The organism is Aeromonas intestinalis, assembly GCF_054052485.1.
Map to the genome: position 1 here is coordinate 50,615 of NZ_JBSTYK010000003.1, position 17,546 is coordinate 68,160.

Annotated in this window: 18 protein-coding genes; 5 read left to right on the plus strand and 13 right to left on the minus strand. The window is 60.5% G+C overall.

Translation table 11 applies throughout. From position 1 onward, the window contains the following. Positions 1-5: 5 nt before the first annotated feature. Positions 6-626, minus strand: coding sequence for a tRNA-uridine aminocarboxypropyltransferase (locus ACW5W7_RS04545; RefSeq protein WP_456500907.1), 621 nt, complete (start codon positions 624-626; stop codon positions 6-8). On the opposite strand from ACW5W7_RS04545, the gene rrtA reads away from it, so the two are divergent. After that, entirely contained in the window at positions 625-1,203 is a 579-nt protein-coding gene (gene rrtA, locus ACW5W7_RS04550; RefSeq protein ID WP_456500908.1) for a rhombosortase, read from the plus strand. The two genes, ACW5W7_RS04545 and rrtA, sit on opposite strands and share 2 nt — an antisense overlap. 86 nt (positions 1,204-1,289) lie before the next feature. Here the strand turns inward: rrtA and pyrF are convergent, their stop codons facing one another. The 6 genes from pyrF to cmk all read right to left on the minus strand — a co-directional run bounded on the left by pyrF (position 1,290) and on the right by cmk (position 6,533). Next, positions 1,290-1,988: an orotidine-5'-phosphate decarboxylase gene (gene pyrF, locus ACW5W7_RS04555; RefSeq protein WP_456500909.1), complete on the minus strand. Its 699-nt coding sequence runs from the start codon at positions 1,986-1,988 to the stop codon at positions 1,290-1,292. Between the two features lie 91 nt (positions 1,989-2,079). Beyond that, on the minus strand, positions 2,080-3,249 hold the full coding sequence (gene lapB / locus ACW5W7_RS04560) for a lipopolysaccharide assembly protein LapB (RefSeq protein ID WP_434662640.1): 1,170 nt from the start codon (positions 3,247-3,249) through the stop codon (positions 2,080-2,082). 9 nt (positions 3,250-3,258) lie between these two features. Then, entirely contained in the window at positions 3,259-3,543 is a 285-nt protein-coding gene (locus ACW5W7_RS04565; protein WP_349918014.1) for a LapA family protein, read from the minus strand. 156 nt (positions 3,544-3,699) lie between these two features. Beyond that, on the minus strand, positions 3,700-3,984 hold the full coding sequence (gene ihfB / locus ACW5W7_RS04570; protein ID WP_349918016.1) for an integration host factor subunit beta: 285 nt from the start codon (positions 3,982-3,984) through the stop codon (positions 3,700-3,702). Positions 3,985-4,076: 92 nt separating this feature from the next. Beyond that, positions 4,077-5,747, minus strand: a complete 1,671-nt coding sequence (gene rpsA / locus ACW5W7_RS04575) for a 30S ribosomal protein S1 (RefSeq protein ID WP_005327816.1) — start codon at positions 5,745-5,747, stop codon at positions 4,077-4,079. 93 nt (positions 5,748-5,840) lie between these two features. Then, entirely contained in the window at positions 5,841-6,533 is a 693-nt protein-coding gene (cmk, locus tag ACW5W7_RS04580) for a (d)CMP kinase (RefSeq protein WP_349918018.1), read from the minus strand. Between the two features lie 262 nt (positions 6,534-6,795). Between cmk and ribA the strand changes: the two genes are divergently transcribed. After that, entirely contained in the window at positions 6,796-7,389 is a 594-nt protein-coding gene (ribA, locus tag ACW5W7_RS04585; protein WP_349918020.1) for a GTP cyclohydrolase II, read from the plus strand. 89 nt (positions 7,390-7,478) lie between these two features. Here ribA and ACW5W7_RS04590 read toward each other — a convergent pair whose 3' ends face one another. Further along, positions 7,479-8,351 carry a LysR family transcriptional regulator gene (locus tag ACW5W7_RS04590; protein WP_456500910.1) on the minus strand — a complete coding sequence of 291 codons (873 nt, stop codon included), beginning with the start codon at positions 8,349-8,351 and terminating at the stop codon, positions 7,479-7,481. Between the two features lie 118 nt (positions 8,352-8,469). Between ACW5W7_RS04590 and ACW5W7_RS04595 the strand changes: the two genes are divergently transcribed. After that, the gene (locus tag ACW5W7_RS04595; protein ID WP_456500911.1) at positions 8,470-9,681 is read left to right on the plus strand and encodes an MFS transporter; all 1,212 of its coding nucleotides are present in this window, start codon (positions 8,470-8,472) and stop codon (positions 9,679-9,681) included. A gap of 25 nt (positions 9,682-9,706) precedes the next feature. Here ACW5W7_RS04595 and ACW5W7_RS04600 read toward each other — a convergent pair whose 3' ends face one another. The 5 genes from ACW5W7_RS04600 to ACW5W7_RS04620 all read right to left on the minus strand — a co-directional run bounded on the left by ACW5W7_RS04600 (position 9,707) and on the right by ACW5W7_RS04620 (position 15,633). Further along, complete coding sequence (locus ACW5W7_RS04600) at positions 9,707-10,252, minus strand: VOC family protein (protein ID WP_456500912.1); 546 nt, start codon at positions 10,250-10,252, stop codon at positions 9,707-9,709. A 1-nt stretch (position 10,253) separates the two neighbouring features. Continuing rightward, positions 10,254-11,018, minus strand: a complete 765-nt coding sequence (locus tag ACW5W7_RS04605; RefSeq protein ID WP_434662649.1) for a DNA repair protein — start codon at positions 11,016-11,018, stop codon at positions 10,254-10,256. Between the two features lie 162 nt (positions 11,019-11,180). Further along, positions 11,181-11,906, minus strand: a complete 726-nt coding sequence (gene nfsA / locus ACW5W7_RS04610) for an oxygen-insensitive NADPH nitroreductase (protein WP_456500913.1) — start codon at positions 11,904-11,906, stop codon at positions 11,181-11,183. A 66-nt stretch (positions 11,907-11,972) separates the two neighbouring features. Next, positions 11,973-13,538, minus strand: a complete 1,566-nt coding sequence (locus ACW5W7_RS04615) for an AbgT family transporter (protein ID WP_456500914.1) — start codon at positions 13,536-13,538, stop codon at positions 11,973-11,975. A gap of 154 nt (positions 13,539-13,692) precedes the next feature. Further along, entirely contained in the window at positions 13,693-15,633 is a 1,941-nt protein-coding gene (locus ACW5W7_RS04620) for an EAL domain-containing protein (RefSeq protein ID WP_434668466.1), read from the minus strand. Between the two features lie 170 nt (positions 15,634-15,803). On the opposite strand from ACW5W7_RS04620, the gene ACW5W7_RS04625 reads away from it, so the two are divergent. Next, positions 15,804-16,505 carry a DUF2982 domain-containing protein gene (locus ACW5W7_RS04625; protein WP_434662655.1) on the plus strand — a complete coding sequence of 234 codons (702 nt, stop codon included), beginning with the start codon at positions 15,804-15,806 and terminating at the stop codon, positions 16,503-16,505. Positions 16,506-16,582: 77 nt separating this feature from the next. Further along, on the plus strand, positions 16,583-17,527 hold the full coding sequence (locus tag ACW5W7_RS04630) for a LysR family transcriptional regulator (RefSeq protein ID WP_456500915.1): 945 nt from the start codon (positions 16,583-16,585) through the stop codon (positions 17,525-17,527). The last annotated feature ends 19 nt before the right edge of the window (positions 17,528-17,546 follow it).

A 17,546-nucleotide genomic window follows, 5' to 3' on the forward strand; every position in this document is an offset into this window, starting at 1 on the left:
ACGGCTCAGGTTCGGCGACCTTGGGCAAAATCCTGCCATTGCCGGTTCAACTGGGTAAAAAGCGTCATCAGCGGGGCGAAGCGATCGCGCTCCCCCTCCCACTGACACAGCAGATGGTAACCCGCCTCCAGGGTCGACAGCGCCCCGGCAAACGGCTTCTTGCGAATGGCGTATTGCCCCTCGATGGCGCCCAGGGTGATCCTCGGCAGTGCGAGCAGGGCCGGATTGCTGTGCAGCATGCGATACGCCTTGCGCCAGGTACCATCGAGCAGAATGAAGTGTACGGTCAGCCCCTCATCGAGACCGCCCCATTGCGCCTTCGCCTCTGCCAGGGTCAGGGCCGTCTCATCCGGCCAGAGCACGGCACAGCGCACCTTGGGATCGGCCAGGAGCGCCGCAAGCCAATCGGCATCGGCGAAGCCCTCCCCCACGTGGAGGTGAACCCGGCTGAGCGACGCGGCCAGCAGAGCGGCCGTGCCCTTGGGATGACCGACCTCGGCGGGGTGCTGCAGAATATGGATGGGCGCAAGATGGGCAACCCGTTCAACATAATCACACAGGCAAGCTTTGAGGGCTCGGGTACAGCGTGTACAGTATCGGCTCTCTTTGTCGCTGGGCTGTTTCATGTCGTCAGAAAAATCGGGTCTGTTCTGGGTTGTTACGCTGTCGCTCATCACTGCCTTGCTCTTCTTCACCGTACCAAACCACCTGCTCTCCTTCGATCGTGCCCTGATAGCCCAAGGGGAAGGGTGGCGCATCATAACAGGCAATCTGGCCCACACCAACGGATGGCATCTGCTGCTCAACCTGAGCGGGCTGGCGGTGCTTTACAGCCTGTTTCGTGACTACCTGGCGGGCTGGCGTCTGCCCTTGCTGATGCTGCTGCTGTGTACGGCCGTCGGCCTCGGCATCTGGTGGTGGTGCCCCCAGACCCAGTGGTACATGGGATTGTCCGGCGCCCTTCACGGCCTCTTCGTCTGGGGCGCCCTGCAGGATATTCGCTATCGCCGCCACTCCGGCTGGCTGATGCTGCTCGGCATCGTCATCAAGCTCGGGCTGGATTTCTACAGCGCAGGGGAGAGTCCGGTCTCCGCCCTCATCGGTGCCAGGGTCCATATCGAATCTCATCTCATCGGTTCGGTCGCCGGCCTGCTGCTCGGACTGATCCCCTGGGGGCTCGGCGCCAGGGCGGTTCACTCCTAGGCACTGCCACGGCACGGGACAGATGAAATGCAACAGGCCGGACTCATGATCCGGCCTGTTGCATTGAGGGATGACTCGCCCGGTGCTTAGCCGTTCAGCTCCGCATTGATGGCAGCCAGTACGGCGGCGGGATCCGCGGCCTGGGTGATGGGGCGGCCAATCACCAGATAGTCGGCACCCGCCGCCATCGCAGCACTGGGTGTCATCACCCGGCGCTGATCCCCCGCCGCCGAGCCTGCCGGACGGATGCCCGGGGTCACCAGTTTGAAATCGGCGCCGAGCAAGGCTTTGAGCTCGCTGGCTTCCTCGGCGGAGCAGACCACTCCATCGAGCCCGGCCGCCTTGGTCAGCGTTGCCAGCCGGATCACCTGCTCGGCGGGCGTGGCATCCACCCCGAGCGGGGCCATGTCAGATTGCTCCATGCTGGTCAACACGGTGACCCCGATGAGCAGGGGGGCCTTCTCGCCATAGGGCAGCAGCGCCTCTTTCGCAGCCCGCATCATACGCTCGCCACCGCTGGCATGGACGTTGACCATCCAGACCCCCAGCTCGGCACTGGCCGCCACCGCCTTGGCGACGGTATTGGGAATATCGTGAAACTTCAGATCCAGGAAGACATCGAATCCCTTGCCGACCAGTTGACGCACGAACTGGGGACCAAACAGGGTAAACATCTCCTTGCCCACCTTGAGGCGGCATTGGGCTGGCGAAATCTGCTCGATGAAGGCGAAGGCATCGGCTTCGCGCTGATAATCGAGCGCAACCAGTACTTTGGGATCTTGCATGTCACTTCCTATGGCGTGTTGTTGTGTTGCAACCGGCATGGGCATCTCGCCAGCCGGCACTCTGGTGTCCGGGTCTGACTATCGAAGGCGGCTACTCCCCATCCAGCCCCCGGATGGGCTTGATGGAGCCCCATTGGCGGCAGGAGGGGCATTGCCAGAACAGCGAATGGGTGGCGAAGCCGCACTGACGGCACTTGTGGGTCGATTTGATCTTGATCTGCTCGCCCACCAGCTGCTGCAGCAGCTCCAGGCTCTCCTTGGCGGGCCCCTCTTCGGCGCTCGCCAGCTGGAAACCGACCAGCTGATAGAAACCCTTCATGGACGGGTGGCGGCGCAGTTGACGCAGCACCAGGGCCCGGGCCTGACTCAGACCATCGCGGGCCTCAACCAGATTGGCCAGGGCCAGGGTCACGCTGACACCAGCATGATCTTCCACCGCTTTTTCAAGCAACGGAATAAGCTCCTGGCTACGGCCCATCTGCTGGTAGCATTGAAGGAGTTTTGGCATGGCCTCGGAGGCAAAATCCATGTCTTGCTCGAACACCCGCAACAGCTCCTTGCTGGCGTCCTCGTATTTTTCCTCCTCCATGGCGAGCTCGGCAAGACGCAAGCTCGCCCGCGCGCAAGCCCCATTGACCCCGAGCGCCCGCTTGAGCTTGGCACGCCCCGCGGCCTTGTCGCCGTCACGCAAGAGGCTCTCGGCCTGCTCGCAATAGAAATGGGAGATGGGGTCGGCCAGCTTCTTGTTGCCCTGAAACTTCTGCAGCCGCACCGCGACCTCGATGGCCTTGTCCCAGTCACGCAACTGTTGATGGATGATGAGCAACTGGGCCAGCGCCGTCTCCTCGAAGTCGCTGTCTTCACACAGCTCGTTCCAGATGGCTTCGGCCCTGTCCAGCAGACCGGCGGCAAGGAAATCCCGTGCCAATTCCTGCAGGGCGAGCTGGCGCTGTTCCCGGGTCAGCTCGCGGGCAACCAGGTTCTGGTGGATCTTGATGGCGCGGTCCACCTCGCCGCGCTGGCGAAACAGGTTGCCAAGGGAGAGGTGGGTTTCGATGGTCTCGCTGTCGACTTCCAGCAGCTGGATGAAGAGATCCACCGCCTTGTCCGACTCGTCGGAGAGCAGATAGTTGAGGCCCGCCACATACTGGCGGGAAAACTGGTTACTCTGTTGCTGGGTGTCCTGGCGAACACTCCTGCGTCCCATGTACCAGCCATAGCCGGCGGCAATCGGCAACAGCAGGAAAAGCAGTTCAAGCATGGAGGGACGTTATTCCTTGGCGGTCGACCGGGCTACTTCCAATTCGCGGGATTGACGACGCATGGTGCGATTGAGGGTGCGATTTTGCAACTTGAGACGCAGGAACAGCAGACCGAAGACCAGCCATCCCAGCAGGAAACCGCCGGCGAAGAAGAAGCCGAGCAACATGGAGAGCGAGAACTCCCCTTGGGCTATCAGATAGTTGAACTGCACCAGCTGACCGTTTTGAGAACCGATGGCGAGGGTCAGGACAAACACCAGCACCAATGGAATGAGGGCCAAGATACGCTTCATGGGAGCTCCCTGTCTGTAGCTAATGAGAAACTGATTATCCTTAAAATCACCGGCAGACTCTAGAGCGAATGGGAAAAGAGTGCGAGAAACCCGACAATTCATGCTGTTCATGTCGCAAAAATAAAAAAGGCATACCCAGGTATGCCGTTTTCTGCATTATTCGTTGATGTTGACGCGTTCGCGCAACTCTTTGCCAGGTTTGAAGTGCGGGACATATTTCCCGGTCAGTTCAACCTTGTCCCCGGTCTTGGGGTTACGACCCACACGGGGTGCACGATAGTGCAGTGAAAAACTTCCAAATCCACGGATTTCAATCCGGTCGCCGTTTTGCAAGGTCGACGCCATCTGTTCAAGGATCTCCTTGATGGCGGCTTCGACATCTTTGGCCGGCATATGCATGCGGCTGGCAGCCAGTTGTTCGATGAGATCTGATTTGGTCATAAGGTTAAATCTCCTTCTCCGATCACATGCAATATTCATTACGCCAAGATAAAAAAGGGCGGCGCAATGCCGCCCTTCTCTTGCATCAAGGATTACTCACCCTTGGCGGCTTTGAACGCTTCCATCATAGCATTGCTGAACACAACTTCTTCTTGTTGGTTCAGGCTATCGATAGCAACACGCTCGTCAGCCTCGTCCTTAGCACGGACAGACAGGCTTACGGTGCGATTCTTACGATCAACGCCCATGAATTTAGCTTCTACTTCGTCACCGACAGACAGAACCAGAGTCGCGTCTTCTACACGGTCACGAGCAGCATCGGAGGCACGCAGGTAGCCTTCCACGCCGTCAGCCAGTTCGATCACGGCACCCTTGGCATCAACCTCGGTAACCTTGCCCTTCACGATAGCACCTTTCTTGTTGTCAGACAGGTACTTGTTGAACGGGTCTTCTTCGATCTGCTTGACGCCCAGGGAGATGCGCTCACGCTCCGGGTCCACTTGCAGAACAACGGCTTCGATCTCGTCGCCCTTCTTGAATTCACGCACGGCTTCTTCGCCCTGGTTGTTCCAGGAGATGTCAGACAGGTGAACCAGGCCGTCGATGCCGCCATCCAGACCGATGAAGATACCGAAGTCAGTGATGGACTTGATCTTGCCGGAAACACGGTCGCCCTTGGCGTGAGTTTCGGCAAACAGCTGCCACGGGTTGGATTTGCACTGCTTCAGACCCAGGGAGATACGACGACGTTCTTCGTCGATGTCCAGTACCATCACGTCAACCACGTCGCCAACGTTAACAACCTTGGACGGGTGGATGTTCTTGTTGGTCCAATCCATCTCGGATACGTGTACCAGGCCTTCAACGCCTTCTTCGATTTCAACGAAGCAGCCGTAGTCGGTCAGGTTGGTCACGCGGCCAGACAGACGGGTGGTCTCCGGGTAACGCTTGGCGATAGCAACCCAGGGATCTTCGCCCAGCTGCTTCAGACCCAGGGATACACGGGTACGCTCGCGGTCGAACTTCAGAACCTTGACTGCGATCTCGTCGCCAACGTTGACGATTTCGGAAGGATGCTTAACGCGCTTCCACGCCATGTCGGTGATGTGCAGCAGGCCGTCAACACCGCCCAGATCTACGAATGCACCGTAGTCGGTCAGGTTCTTGACGATACCCTTAACTTCTTGACCTTCTTGCAGGTTGGCCAGCAGGCTTTCGCGCTCGGAGGTGTTCTCGGTTTCGATCACGGCACGACGGGAAACCACAACGTTGTTGCGCTTCTGGTCCAGCTTGATGACCTTGAACTCGAGTTCTTTGTTTTCCAGGTGAGCGGTGTCACGGATCGGACGCACGTCAACCAGAGAACCCGGCAGGAAGGCACGGATGCCGTTCAGCTCAACGGTGAAACCACCCTTGACCTTGCCGTTGATGATACCGATAACGGTAGCTTGCTCTTCGTAAGCCTTCTCAAGCTGCAGCCAGGCTTCGTGGCGCTTGGCTTTTTCGCGGGACAGCTTGGTTTCGCCGAAACCATCTTCGATAGAGTCCAGAGCCACGTCAACGGTGTCGCCTACATTGATTTCCAGCTCGCCCAGGGCGTTCTTGAACTCTTCAGCAGGAATGGCAGACTCGGATTTCAGACCGGCGTCAACCAGTACAAAACCGTTCTCGATAGCAACGACGGTACCCTTGACGATGGAACCTTGACGGGTTTCAACGGCGTTCAGGGACTCTTCAAAGAGTTGAGCAAAAGATTCGATCATTGTTTATGTCACAAATGAAACATCCACTCGCAATCCGGCACAAGCGGGGTTGTTTTAAATTATCTGCGCCATCCATGGTGCAGACGACTGACATCAGCGTGTGCTGATATCACCAAGTTGTTGCTCTGCATAGGTCAGCACCGTTGCCAGCACCTCCTCTATGGTCATAGACGTTGAGTCTACCACAAGAGCATCTTCCGCGGGTTTCAGGGGGGCGGCGGCGCGATTTCTATCGCGGTCGTCACGTTCCCGAATCTCGGTTAAAAGACGCTCAAAGTTAACATCAAAGCCCTTATCTTGCAACTGCTTATAGCGGCGCTGGGCCCGCTCTTCGGCACTGGCGTCGAGGAAAATCTTCACCTCGGCCTCGGGGAAAACGACGGTGCCCATGTCGCGGCCATCGGCGATGAGACCAGGCCCCTGGCGGAAGGCGCGCTGACGGCGCAGCAGGGCTTCACGCACCCGGGGGAAAACGGCCACCTTGCTGGCGGCATCGCTCACTTCCTGGGAGCGGATGGTGCGGGAGACATCCTCTCCTTCCAGCACGACCTTGACCTGTTCACCCTCGACCTGGAACTGCACGTCCAGATTGGCGGCAAGGGGCACCAAGGCAGCTTCGGCGTCGAGTTCCACGTCGTGATGCAGGGCGGCCAGCGCCAATACCCGGTAGATGGCACCGGAGTCGAGCAGGTGCCAGCCCAGCTTCTCCGCCAGCAACTGACACAGGGTGCCTTTACCGGCACCACTTGGGCCATCGATTGTCATCACGGGGGCCATCTGAGGCATAATTTTTCTCCTGCGCATGCGGCATGTCGATGATTTGCACGCATCCCTGGCGGGATGGGGTAATGGGCGCCGATTATACCCGAATGCGGGGTCGCTGGCAGTTGTCGACATGCAGATATGCACAAAACTCGTCGCGATTGCGCCAATTATGAGCAATCCAGCATGCCACTGTGCTGTGCAAGGTTTTGTTCTTATGGTTGTTCTGGATGAGGCGCGCTAAACTGGCCGCCTTTTTTCAGCAGCTGTAGTCAGGAGCAACCCTATGAGCAGCATTACTCTCGTGGCCAAATCCAAGTTGCCGACCCCCTGGGGCACCTTCACGCTGGTTGGCTTTCAGGAAACCGGCACCGGCAAGGATCACGCCGCCCTGGTGATGGGGGATATCGCAGACGGTGAGCCCGTGCTCGGGCGCATCCATTCCGAGTGCCTGACCGGGGATGCCCTGTTCAGCCTGCGCTGTGATTGTGGTTTCCAGCTGCAGGCCGCCCTGCAGAACATTGCCAAGGCCGGTCGCGGCGTCCTCTTGTATGTCCGCCAGGAAGGTCGCGGCATCGGCCTGCTCAACAAGATCCGGGCCTATCATCTGCAGGATCAGGGCGCCGACACCGTCGAGGCCAACGTGGCGCTGGGTTTTGCCGCCGACATGCGCGACTACACCATCTGCGCCGATATGCTGAAGGCCCTGGAGGTCAAGAGCCTGCGTCTGATGACCAACAACCCGCGCAAACTCAAGGCCATGGAGAGCTTCGGCATTCCGGTGGCGGAGCGGGTTCCCCTGCAGGAGGGGCGCAATCCCCACAACGAGTTCTACCTCTCCACCAAGGCGAACAAGCTGGATCACCTGTTCAAGAAATAGTGTTTCTGCTCTGCCGACCCTTGCAAAACGCCTCCCACAGGGAGGCGTTTTTATTTGTGAAAATCACATTCTACAAAACGTCACGCTGCCTACCTTGCCTGCGACAGCAGAAAATCTCTCAGTGCCCGATTGGCCATGGAGAGGGGATCCCCCCGTCGCCAGGCCACGCAGAGATCGAGGAAAATGGGCGGCTCGAAGGGGACGCCGGTCAGGGCCGTTTCATCGTCCAGCGCCATGCGCAGGAAGGTGGTCACCGCAAACCCCTGCCGTACCACCGCCTTGAGCAAGGGGATGAGGTTGCTCTCGAACGCGATATTGGGTTCGAGCCCCAGCCCCTGGGCCAGTGCCTCCATGTGCTCGCGGTGATAGAAGCCGCGCCTGAACATGGCGAGCTCCTGCGCGAAGAATTGTGGCAACGACACGCCTCTCGCCTGGCGCAGGGGATGCTCCTCCCCCACCACCATCAGCATCTCTTCGTGCAGCAGCTGGGCCCCCTCGAGCCCGGGGGGCAGATCGCTGGTGATGAGGATGGCCAAGTCCAGGCTGCCATCCACCATGCGGCTGAGCAGCTCACGGGTTCCCGCCTCCTCCACCCGGATCTTGAGGCCGGGATAGCGGTGCTTGAACGCCATCAGGATGGGGGGAAAGTAGTAGGAGCCCATCATGTAGGGGATGCCGATGCGCACCTCCCCCCGCTCCAGCCCCTTGAGCTCCGCCATCTCCGCCTCGGCCTGGTGCATCTGCAGCAGCAGGCGCTCGGCATGGCGGCAGAGCACCTCCCCCTCCGGGGTGAGGCGCACGTTGCGATCCTGACGGTCGAACAGGCGCAGCTCGAGCTGGCTCTCCAGCTTGGCGATGGCCATGCTGACCGCGGGCTGCGCCACGTGCAGTGCGCTGGCGGCCCGGGTGAAGGAGCCGGCGTCCCGTACCGCCAGCAGATAACCGAGCTGTTTCAGATCCATATCAATTTCATTTATCAGATTGATAACATAAATATATTATATTTATATCAAGCGGCGCACTAGTCTGCGGGATATATCGCAGATAATTCTGCAAAAAATGCAGTCAGGACAACCGCATATGATCGAAATCGGCAGCCGTGAGTGGATACGCGCCACCCTGGCCCTGAGCCTGGGCTCCTTCCTGGTGTTCCTCAATCTTTATCAGACCCACCCCCTGCTCCCCCTGCTGTCACAGGTCTTCTCCGTCAGCTCCCTCTCCGCCGGCTGGACCCTGGCAGGCTGTACCGCCGGGCTCGCTGCCTCGCTGCTGCTGTGCGCCCGGCTCGCGGATCGCTTCGGTCGCCGCCGCATCATGTTGTGGACACTGACCGGCGCCATCCTGCTCTCCTTGCTCATTCCGCTGGTGACCGACTTCGACATGCTGGTGATCCTACGCATCCTGCAGGGCGTCTTGCTGGCCGGGCTGCCCGCCACCGCCATCGCCTACATGGGGGAAGAGTTCAGCAAGCGAGCCCTGCTCTCCGCGGTCGGCGTCTATATTGCCGCCAACTCCCTCGGCGGCATCGCCGGTCGGGTGGTCGGTGGCCTACTGGCAGGCTGGTTCGGGGATTGGCAGCACACGTTTTTTGGCATCGGCCTCATCAGCCTCGCCTTGCTACCACTGGTCGTCTGGCTGCTGCCCGCCCAGACCCGCTTCGTGGCCGTGGTCGCCGCCCCCGGCCAATTGCGCCAAGCCATCGCCAGCCACCTCGGCAATCCGCTGCTGGTGGGGGCCTATCTCATCGGCGGGCTCAACTTCATGGTGTTCCTCAACCAATACAGCTACCTCACCTTCCTGATGGCCGAGCCCCCCTTCTCCTTGCCAACCCAGTGGCTCGGGATGCTGTTTCTGACCTACCTCACCGGCACAATCGCCTCTTCCATCAGCGGTCGCTGCGCCAGTCGCTGGGGGGCACAGCACCTGTTGCTCGCCGGCATCCTGCTGATGGCCATCGGCAGCCTGGTGCTGCTGATTGGCACCCTGACTGCCATCCTCGGCGGGCTGCTTGCCTCGAGTTTTGGCTTCTTCCTCGCCCACGCCTGTGCCAGCGCCTGGGTCGGCCAGCACGTGGAGCACAACCGGGCGCTGGCGTCGTCGCTCTATCTGGTGGGGTATTATCTGGGGGCCAGTCTGGGGGGCCTGTATCTGCACCCCTTCTGGGAACGGGGGGGGTTGTCGGGATTGGTGCTCGGCATCGAACTGGTGCTCTGCGTCACCGCCGTGCTCAGCCTCTGGCTGGGCCATCTCAAGGGGCGCAGCCCACGCCCCCTCTCCTCTCTGGCATCCTGAACCGCCGCAGGCACGCGGCGGAGTGTCAGAGCTTCCCGTAATAGTCCATGGGTACCGGCACCACGGCGCCGGTCAGCAGCTCCTCGTCGATCACCTCGCTCAAGGGGCGCAGGTGGAATTTCACCTGACCCGAAGGCAGCATCAGCCCCACATCCGGGTTGCGCTCATCCTCGATATTGGCGGTCTTGAACGGCAGAGCGGGGTGTGCGGCCACCAGCTCATGCAGGGAAGAGACCACCAGTTCGATGTGTTCGAGCCCCGCCTGATGCGTGCGGCCCGGCTTGGGGGCGGCCAGCTCGATGCAGGGCACGCTCACCCCTTGCCAGCAGACGGGCTGGTGCAGCCGGTAGGTGGCGATGGGCCGCCCCCCTATCATGCCCTCCACCAGCAAGACACCCTGCTGGGCAAGCTCGCGTTTGAGACTCAGGTATTCGGGCAGGGTGGCGGCGCGGTAGCAGAGATGATCCACGCTGGGTGACACCCGCTCTCCCATCAGGGCGTGCAATTCGGTCAGCAGTTGGCCAACAAAAGGGGCCATCGGCCCCAGGGTGGTATTCAGTGGATGGGGCATATCACCATTTCTTCTTCGGTTGGAACAGGACATCCAGCTCATCGGCCTCTTTGTCCTTGATGTTTTGCAGCTCTTTCTCGCTGTGCTGCTGCAGGTGTTCCTCCAGCTGGAGCAAGCCCTGACGCATGTCTTCTTCCCGGGCGAACAGGTAGGCATCCTTGTCGGAGATGTTGGCAAGGGCGCTCAGCCCCTTGGTGTAGAGCTGGCGGCAGGTGCCGTATTGCCCCTGGATCTGGGCATCCATGGCCCGTTTCACCAGGTTGGCGATATTCACCTTGAGCTGCAGCAGCTCGAGGCGACGATCCTCCTGGGCGTACCCTTGCGGATCTATCTTGCCCTTGTTGTGCTCCACCCGCAGCACGGCGCGCATCTTCTTGGCCAGCTGCAGCATCTGGATCGCCTGGCGATCGGATTCCGGCGTCTTGAAGTGTGCCTCGTCCTGGCTGTTGTAGTGCTCCTGCACATTCTTGATCTGGATCTGCACATCCTGCACCCGCTGCTTGATCTGGCCGGTGGGCGAGACCTGGGCGATGGCGCGATAGGCATCCAGGATCCTGTGCTGCAACAGCAGCACCATGTTCTTGGAGAAGGGCACCAGGTTGACGTTCAGCAGCATCTCTTCGGTTTCGTCCGCCACCGCTTTGTGGCGAGCGATGGCCTGGCGCTTGTCGGCCTCGGCCTTCTGTTTGTATTGCTGCACCACGTTATAGGCGATGACCAGAAACAGGAGCGCGCCGATAGACAGCAATATCAAGGTTAAAATCATAGGGTGTCCAAACTCCTGTCCCAATCCAATTGCCTGATCCTACAACAGCTTACCCCTCACAGGGTAGCGCCCATTGCCAGCCAGGCTCACAACAATGGCAAGCGGCCCCGCGAGGGGTGGTGCGCAGCCTCGGTCCCTCACTCATATCGCCCGCCTCGCCCATTACTTGAGACAAAAGCCTCGTGATTGCAGGAAGCCCAGCATGAAGGGGCGCGCCTCCTTGCCGAGAATGGCCTTGATCTGGCCACTCCATGTCTGCTGTTTGTTGTTGCTGCTGCGGGCCTGGTAGTAGGCCTGGATCTGATCGTCGTATTGGGCCAGCAGTTCGCGATCGAGCGCAGCTGGGTAGCGGTTCTCGTGCACCACCAGGGCGCGGGGCAGACGCGGTTTCTGCTCAGGCTGCTGGGCGGGGTGACCCAGACAGAGGCCAAACAGGGGGATCACCTGATGAGGCAGCGAGAGCGCCTCGCTCACCGCCGCCGGATTGTTGCGAATGCCGCCGATGTAAACGCCGCCGAGCCCCAGTGACTGGGCCGCCAAGAGGGCGTTCTGGGCCATCAGGGCGCCGTCGATGGCGCCGATCAGCAGCTGCTCCACAAAGCCGATCTGGGCCTGTGGCACTATCTGGCTGTGACGCTGGTAGTCGGCACAAAACAGCAGAAACTCCGCCGCCTCCGCCACATAGGCCTGATGACCGGCGAGTTCCGCCAGGGTGGCTCGCAGCTCCTTGTCGGTCACCCGGATGATGCTGTTGGCCTGCAGGAAGCTGGAACTGGCGGCCGACTGGGCGGCACTCAGGATCTGATCGAGCTGGGCGGCATCGATGGGATCGGCGGTGAATTGGCGAATGGAGCGATGGGAAAGGATGAGATCGATGGTCGGGTTCATGGTGCCTCCAGATGAAGGCCTCACTTTACCCAAAAAAAACGAGGGGCCCAAGGCCCCCCGTCACCCTCAAGGGGCAGGATACACATACGGGGCCTGCAACCCCAGCGGGAAGCCCATCCCCCAGTAGAGCAGCAGGAAGATGCTCCAGCTCACCAGGAAGGCCAGGGAGTATGGCAGCATCATGGAGACCAGAGTGCCGATGCCGGTGCTCTTCACATACTGCTGGCAATAGACCACCACCAGCGGGAAGAAGACCATCAGCGGGGTGATGATGTTGGAGGCGGAATCCCCTACCCGATAGGCGGCCTGGGTCAGTTCGGGGGAGATCCCCACCGCCATCAGCATGGGCACCAAGATGGGGCTGATCAGCGCCCACTTGGCCGACGCCGACCCCACCACCAGATTGACGGTGGCGGTGAGCAGGATGATGCCGACTATGGTCACTTCCCCCGGCAGGGCCAGGGCGTGCAGCACCTCGGCGCCGGAGAGCGCCAGCAGGGTGCCGAGGTTGGAATCCCCGAACGCCTTGATGAAGAGGGCGCAGAAGAAGGCCATCACCATGTAGGAGCCCATCTTGTTCATGGTGGCGGACATGGCGTCGATCACGTCCTTGCCGCTCTTGAAGCTGCCCGCCACGAAGCCGTAGACGATACCCGGCAGAATGAACAGCAGGAAGATGAGCGGCACGATGGATTTCATCACCGGCGCCGCGAAGGTGGTGAGCGAACCATCCGCCGCCCGCATGGGGGAATCGCTCGGCGACAGGGCCAGTCCCAGCAGCACGATGGCCGCCAGCATGGCAAACCCGGCCCAGTTGAAGGCCCGGCTCTCCCGGTCACTGTAGCGGCCCATCTCGTCGGCGCTTTCCAGCTCCTCGTTGAGGGGAATGTGCTTGAGGCGCGGCTCGACGATGCGCTCGGTGACGAACCAGCCCACACAGATGATCAGCAAGGAGGAGGCGCCGGTGAAGAAGATGTTGCACAGGGTGTTGACCATGTACTCCGGATCGAGCAGCTGGGCAGACGACTGGGTGAACCCCTGCAGCAGGGCATCACCACCGGAGGGCAGGAAGTTGGCGGCAAAGCCGCCGGAGACCCCGGCAAAGGCGGCGGCGATCCCCGCCAGCGGGTGACGGCCGGCGGCGTGGAAGATGATGCCCCCGATGGGAATGACCAGCACGTAACCCGCATCCGCCGCCGTGTGGCTGACGATGGCCACCAGGATCAGCATGGGAGTCAGAAAGCGCGCCGGCGTGACCTTGAGCAGCTTCTTGAGACCGGTGTTGATGAAACCGGACTGCTCGGCGACGCCCACCCCCAGCATGGCCACCAGCACGATGCCAAGCGGCGCAAAACTGGTGAACGTGGTCACCATGCTGGCGAGAAACTCGGCAAGGCCTGCGCCGGTCAGCAGGTTGTTGACCACCACGGCCTCGCCGGTGCGGGGATTGACCAGATCAAACGAGAATTGGGAGAGGAGCCAGGAACCGACCCAGACGATCAGCAGTGCATAGAGAAACAGCATGGCGGGGTCTGGCAGCTTGTTGCCCGCCTTCTCCACCCCGTTCAGAAAGCGATTCAACCAGCCGCTGGGTGGGCTGGCGGGGCCCTTGTTGACTGCAGCTTGACTCATTATGGTGATACTCCATGACCAGGAAATGAGGCTGCATACTAGCGATAACGTCCAATAAAACCCATGATACGAGTCATATATTCGATTAATTTTGTTTAATTTGGCATGTCACGCCATAAAAACGCGACATGCCGCACATTCCACTGCCGAGATTTTAGCCGTTTACCAGCGGATAGGCGCCGCTCTTGCACTGGATGACGAAACCCGCCTCCTCGACCTCGGCCGCGGTCATGGGAGTGCTGAACAGGAATCCCTGGAAGATGTGGCAACCCTGGGCGCGCAGGGCCGCCAGCTCGTGCTCGTCCTCCACCCCTTCGGCCAGGATCCCGAGCCCCAGGCTGGTCGCCATGGCGACCGTGGCCCGGATCACCGGCAGGTTGAGCCCCACCACGAAGGAGCGATCCAGCTTGATGGTGTCGATGGGCAGCCGGTTGAGGTAGGCGAGCGACGAGTAACCGGTGCCAAAGTCGTCGATGGCTATCTTGATCCCCTGCCCGCTCAAGGCGTCGAGGATGTCGATGCACCCCTTCATATCCAGCATCAGCACGGTTTCGGTCAGCTCCAGGGTCAGCAGACCGGGATCGACTTCGAATGCCGCGAGCTGCTGGGCCACCAGCCCCGGCAGATTCGCCGACAGCTGGAAGCCGGAGAGATTGACCGACACCGGCACCCGTACCTGCCATTGCCGCTGCCACTCCCCCATCTGGGCCAAGGCCGTGGAGAGCACCCAGCTCCCTATCTCGCGAATGAGCCCCATCTCCTCCGCCAGCGGGATGAACTCCCCCGGGGAGACGTGCCCCAGCACGGGGTTGTACCAGCGCAGCAGGGCCTCGAAGCCGATGAGTCGGCCCTGGGCCACATCCACCTGGGGCTGATAGCGCAGGCTCAGCTCCTGGCGGCCCACCGCCTTGGCCAGAAACTGCTTCAAGGTCAGCTTGCGATGCAGGCTCTGCTGCATGCTGGGGGTGAAACGCTGCCAGCGCAGGCGTCCCATCTGCTTGGCCTGATACATGGCCATGTCGGCACGGGTGATGAGGTTGTCGCCGTCATCGGCGTCGTCCGGGTAGATGGCGATGCCGATGCTGCCCCCTATGGTGACCTCGGGGAGCCCGCTCAACTGCAGCGGCTTGCTCATCTGGGAGAGCATGAGATCCGCCACCTCCTGGGCCCGCTCGCTCGCCTGATTGAGGGGCACCAGGGCGGTGAACTCGTCCCCGCCGAGGCGCGCCAGCTCCACGTCCCGCGGGCAGATCTGCTTGAGCCGCCCGGCCACCCGCTCCAGCAGGCGATCCCCCGCCTTGTGGCCGTAGTTGTCATTGACCAGTTTGAAGTTGTCCAAGTCCATGAACACCAGGGCGAAGCGCCCCCCGATGCCGCAATAGGCCTCGAGGGATTTCATCAGGCCATAGCGGTTGAGCAGGCCGGTGAGGGAGTCGTGCCAGGCCAGGTGGCGGTGTTCCAGCTCCTCGAGCTTGCGGTCCGTGATGTCCCGCATGGTGAGCAGTATCCTGGCCCCTTGCTGGATGTGACGAAACTGGTACTGAAACCAGCGCATCCCCTTCAGGGTCCGGCACTCCCCCTCGGCCACCACCTCGTCGAGGCGGGAGAGCCGGCGCAAAAAGGCCTCGTCCACCCCGGAGAACACCTGCATCAGCTGGCGAACCTGGAGGCCGAAGCAGAGTTCGAAGTGGTGGTTGCCACTTTCAAATCGCCCCTGGTTGTCAAACAGACAGGCCAGGGTGTCGCCGGTGGCGAGGGAGGACTCCTGATAGAGGGTGTCGGCGTCGATCACCGCCTCCGTCATCATCATCAGGCGCCCGGCGATCTCGACCCCGGAGAGGCGCAGATAGACCTGTTTCTTGACCCCGCGCGGAGAGATGGTCCACCACTCGCTGTAGCTGCGCCCTTGCTGGAAGTCGCCAAGATAACGCTGCAACAGCAGATCAATGGCGGCGGCCATGTCGGCCGAGAAGTCGCGGGATTGCAGTTCAATGAGGGAACTCGCCTCCCATACCCCCAGCGCCGAGCCATTGGCCCAGTAGATATGATGACGCTGGATGTCATAGACCCAGACAGGGGTATGGAGTGCATCCATGGCAGTGAGTAGGCGTTCGTCTAGCGTATTCATCTTTGGTGGTGATTCATGCTGAGAGCTCATAGCAACACCAGTCACGGCCATCCCTGAACGACGCCAACGTGCTGGTACAAAATCAGATCCGGCTCATAATCTGGAAACATGCATGGGCAAGATAAGGCCGGTTTTATATGAAAACGCTACATGTGAACCCTATGGTCAGAAGAAACGGACTCACATTGATATTGTTGGGTGTAGTCATAACCATAGCCATGATTTTTATACTTTTTTTGTTTCGCGAACAACTATTAATCCCGGCCATCTCGGTGCTCCTCGCAGGACTGATGACAGTATTCGTCGGAGCCCTCAAGCTCAATGAGCCTCATTTTAGTCTCTCCCTGTGTCAGGATTGTTTGCAATATCACCACAAGCACGGGGGCTGGATCCTGAAATGGAGAAATATTCAACGAATTGACCAGCCGCGTATCCATTTGGGCTGGGATTTGGTGCCCCTCCCCTATATCGGTCTGAAGATTAAGGATTACGACGATTTTTTGACGTTGATCACACCCCGGCTGGCGGTCCGCCTGCTGACCGAGCAACGCGCCGTGCTGTTGCAGGCGATGCAGAGCGAGCAGCCAGGCTGCCTTGGCGGCGGTTGTGGCAGTGGCCTGCTGGGGGGAGAGTTGCTGGAAGAGAGCCGCTTTCGTTCCCCCTCCGGTCAGCGTTACGAGGGGGTGATCGCCATGCTCGGCAACCGTATGACGAGACTGCGGGACTTGCTGGGGTATGATCTGCTGGTCCCGGACAACAGCCTGGATCGGGCGCCCGCGGATTTTGTCCGCCTGTTGAATGAATATCGCCGGGAATCGAATCTAATCCAGATCAATTAAATGCCGGATTGCGCTTGCCAAGCCAGATGACTCTTCATAAGGTCTCTGGCTTGTTACAAACACCCCCTAAGCCGCTTATGAAGTACATCGAAGAGTTCTATCTGTTCGTCAAGGTGGTGCAAGAGGGCGGTTTCTCCCACGCCGCAGCCGCGCTGGGCATGCCGACCGGCACCATCAGTCGACGAATTTCTCAGCTGGAGGAGCAGCTTGGCTGCAGCCTGCTGCACAGATCCACCCGCAAGCTGCGCCTCACCGACGAAGGCCTGCGCTATTACGAGCGCCTCTGCACTCCCCTCGCCGAGATTGAACAGGCGACGGGGGAGATCCAGGGTCAGGATCGCGACATCCGCGGCCTCATTCGCCTCACGGCCCCCATCGCCCTCTCCAACACCATCCTGGTCGACATGCTGGCGGACTTCGGCCTGCGCTATCCCGGGGTGCAGTTCGACATCAGCCAGACCAATGATCACTCCCCCCTGTGCGATCAAGACAGGGATCTGGTGTTCTTCAATGGCGAGCTGCCCCAGTCCCTGCCCAATGCCCTCTGCCTCGGCCACATCGAGTACGGCTTGTTCGCCTCTCCCCTCTATCTGGAGAAGATGGGCAACCCGGCGCACCCGGCGCAGCTGGAAGAGCACGACCTCATCCACTGCTGGCCACACCGTCACTGGCAGCTGATCGATCGGGACGAGCAGATGGTGCAGGTCAAACGCCCCCCGCGCCTGAGTGTCAACCAGACCCAGGCTGCCGTGCGAGCGGCCCGGCGTCACCTCGGCATCGTCAACGCCCCCCTGCACTATGTTCATCCCTTCCTGCAGGATGAACAGCTGGTGGCCGTGCTGCCAAACTGGCGATCGGATCGGCGCCCCTTCTACATGCTGCAGTGCCAGCCCCAGTTCACCCCGCTGCGGGTCAAGATGTTCGCCGAGTTCGTTGAAAAGTACTCGGTACGCTATCGCAGCCATCAACGGGACGATCAATTCTTGCCGGCCATGCCCCTGCCCATTGCATCTGACCTCTGATACTGCGACCTTTACCCGA

What these genes read in the sequence shown, in the direction of transcription:
- rrtA (WP_456500908.1), top strand. Translation starts at nt 625, where the DNA reads ATGTCGTCAGAAAAATCGGGTCTGTTCTGGGTTGTTACGCTGTCGCTC.
- ACW5W7_RS04545 (WP_456500907.1), bottom strand. Translation starts at nt 626, where the DNA reads ATGAAACAGCCCAGCGACAAAGAGAGCCGATACTGTACACGCTGTACC.
- pyrF (WP_456500909.1), bottom strand. Translation starts at nt 1,988, where the DNA reads ATGCAAGATCCCAAAGTACTGGTTGCGCTCGATTATCAGCGCGAAGCC.
- lapB (WP_434662640.1), bottom strand. Translation starts at nt 3,249, where the DNA reads ATGCTTGAACTGCTTTTCCTGCTGTTGCCGATTGCCGCCGGCTATGGC.
- ACW5W7_RS04565 (WP_349918014.1), bottom strand. Translation starts at nt 3,543, where the DNA reads ATGAAGCGTATCTTGGCCCTCATTCCATTGGTGCTGGTGTTTGTCCTG.
- ihfB (WP_349918016.1), bottom strand. Translation starts at nt 3,984, where the DNA reads ATGACCAAATCAGATCTCATCGAACAACTGGCTGCCAGCCGCATGCAT.
- rpsA (WP_005327816.1), bottom strand. Translation starts at nt 5,747, where the DNA reads ATGATCGAATCTTTTGCTCAACTCTTTGAAGAGTCCCTGAACGCCGTT.
- cmk (WP_349918018.1), bottom strand. Translation starts at nt 6,533, where the DNA reads ATGCCTCAGATGGCCCCCGTGATGACAATCGATGGCCCAAGTGGTGCC.
- ribA (WP_349918020.1), top strand. Translation starts at nt 6,796, where the DNA reads ATGAGCAGCATTACTCTCGTGGCCAAATCCAAGTTGCCGACCCCCTGG.
- ACW5W7_RS04590 (WP_456500910.1), bottom strand. Translation starts at nt 8,351, where the DNA reads ATGGATCTGAAACAGCTCGGTTATCTGCTGGCGGTACGGGACGCCGGC.
- ACW5W7_RS04595 (WP_456500911.1), top strand. Translation starts at nt 8,470, where the DNA reads ATGATCGAAATCGGCAGCCGTGAGTGGATACGCGCCACCCTGGCCCTG.
- ACW5W7_RS04600 (WP_456500912.1), bottom strand. Translation starts at nt 10,252, where the DNA reads ATGCCCCATCCACTGAATACCACCCTGGGGCCGATGGCCCCTTTTGTT.
- ACW5W7_RS04605 (WP_434662649.1), bottom strand. Translation starts at nt 11,018, where the DNA reads ATGATTTTAACCTTGATATTGCTGTCTATCGGCGCGCTCCTGTTTCTG.
- nfsA (WP_456500913.1), bottom strand. Translation starts at nt 11,906, where the DNA reads ATGAACCCGACCATCGATCTCATCCTTTCCCATCGCTCCATTCGCCAA.
- ACW5W7_RS04615 (WP_456500914.1), bottom strand. Translation starts at nt 13,538, where the DNA reads ATGAGTCAAGCTGCAGTCAACAAGGGCCCCGCCAGCCCACCCAGCGGC.
- ACW5W7_RS04620 (WP_434668466.1), bottom strand. Translation starts at nt 15,633, where the DNA reads ATGGATGCACTCCATACCCCTGTCTGGGTCTATGACATCCAGCGTCAT.
- ACW5W7_RS04625 (WP_434662655.1), top strand. Translation starts at nt 15,804, where the DNA reads ATGAAAACGCTACATGTGAACCCTATGGTCAGAAGAAACGGACTCACA.
- ACW5W7_RS04630 (WP_456500915.1), top strand. Translation starts at nt 16,583, where the DNA reads ATGAAGTACATCGAAGAGTTCTATCTGTTCGTCAAGGTGGTGCAAGAG.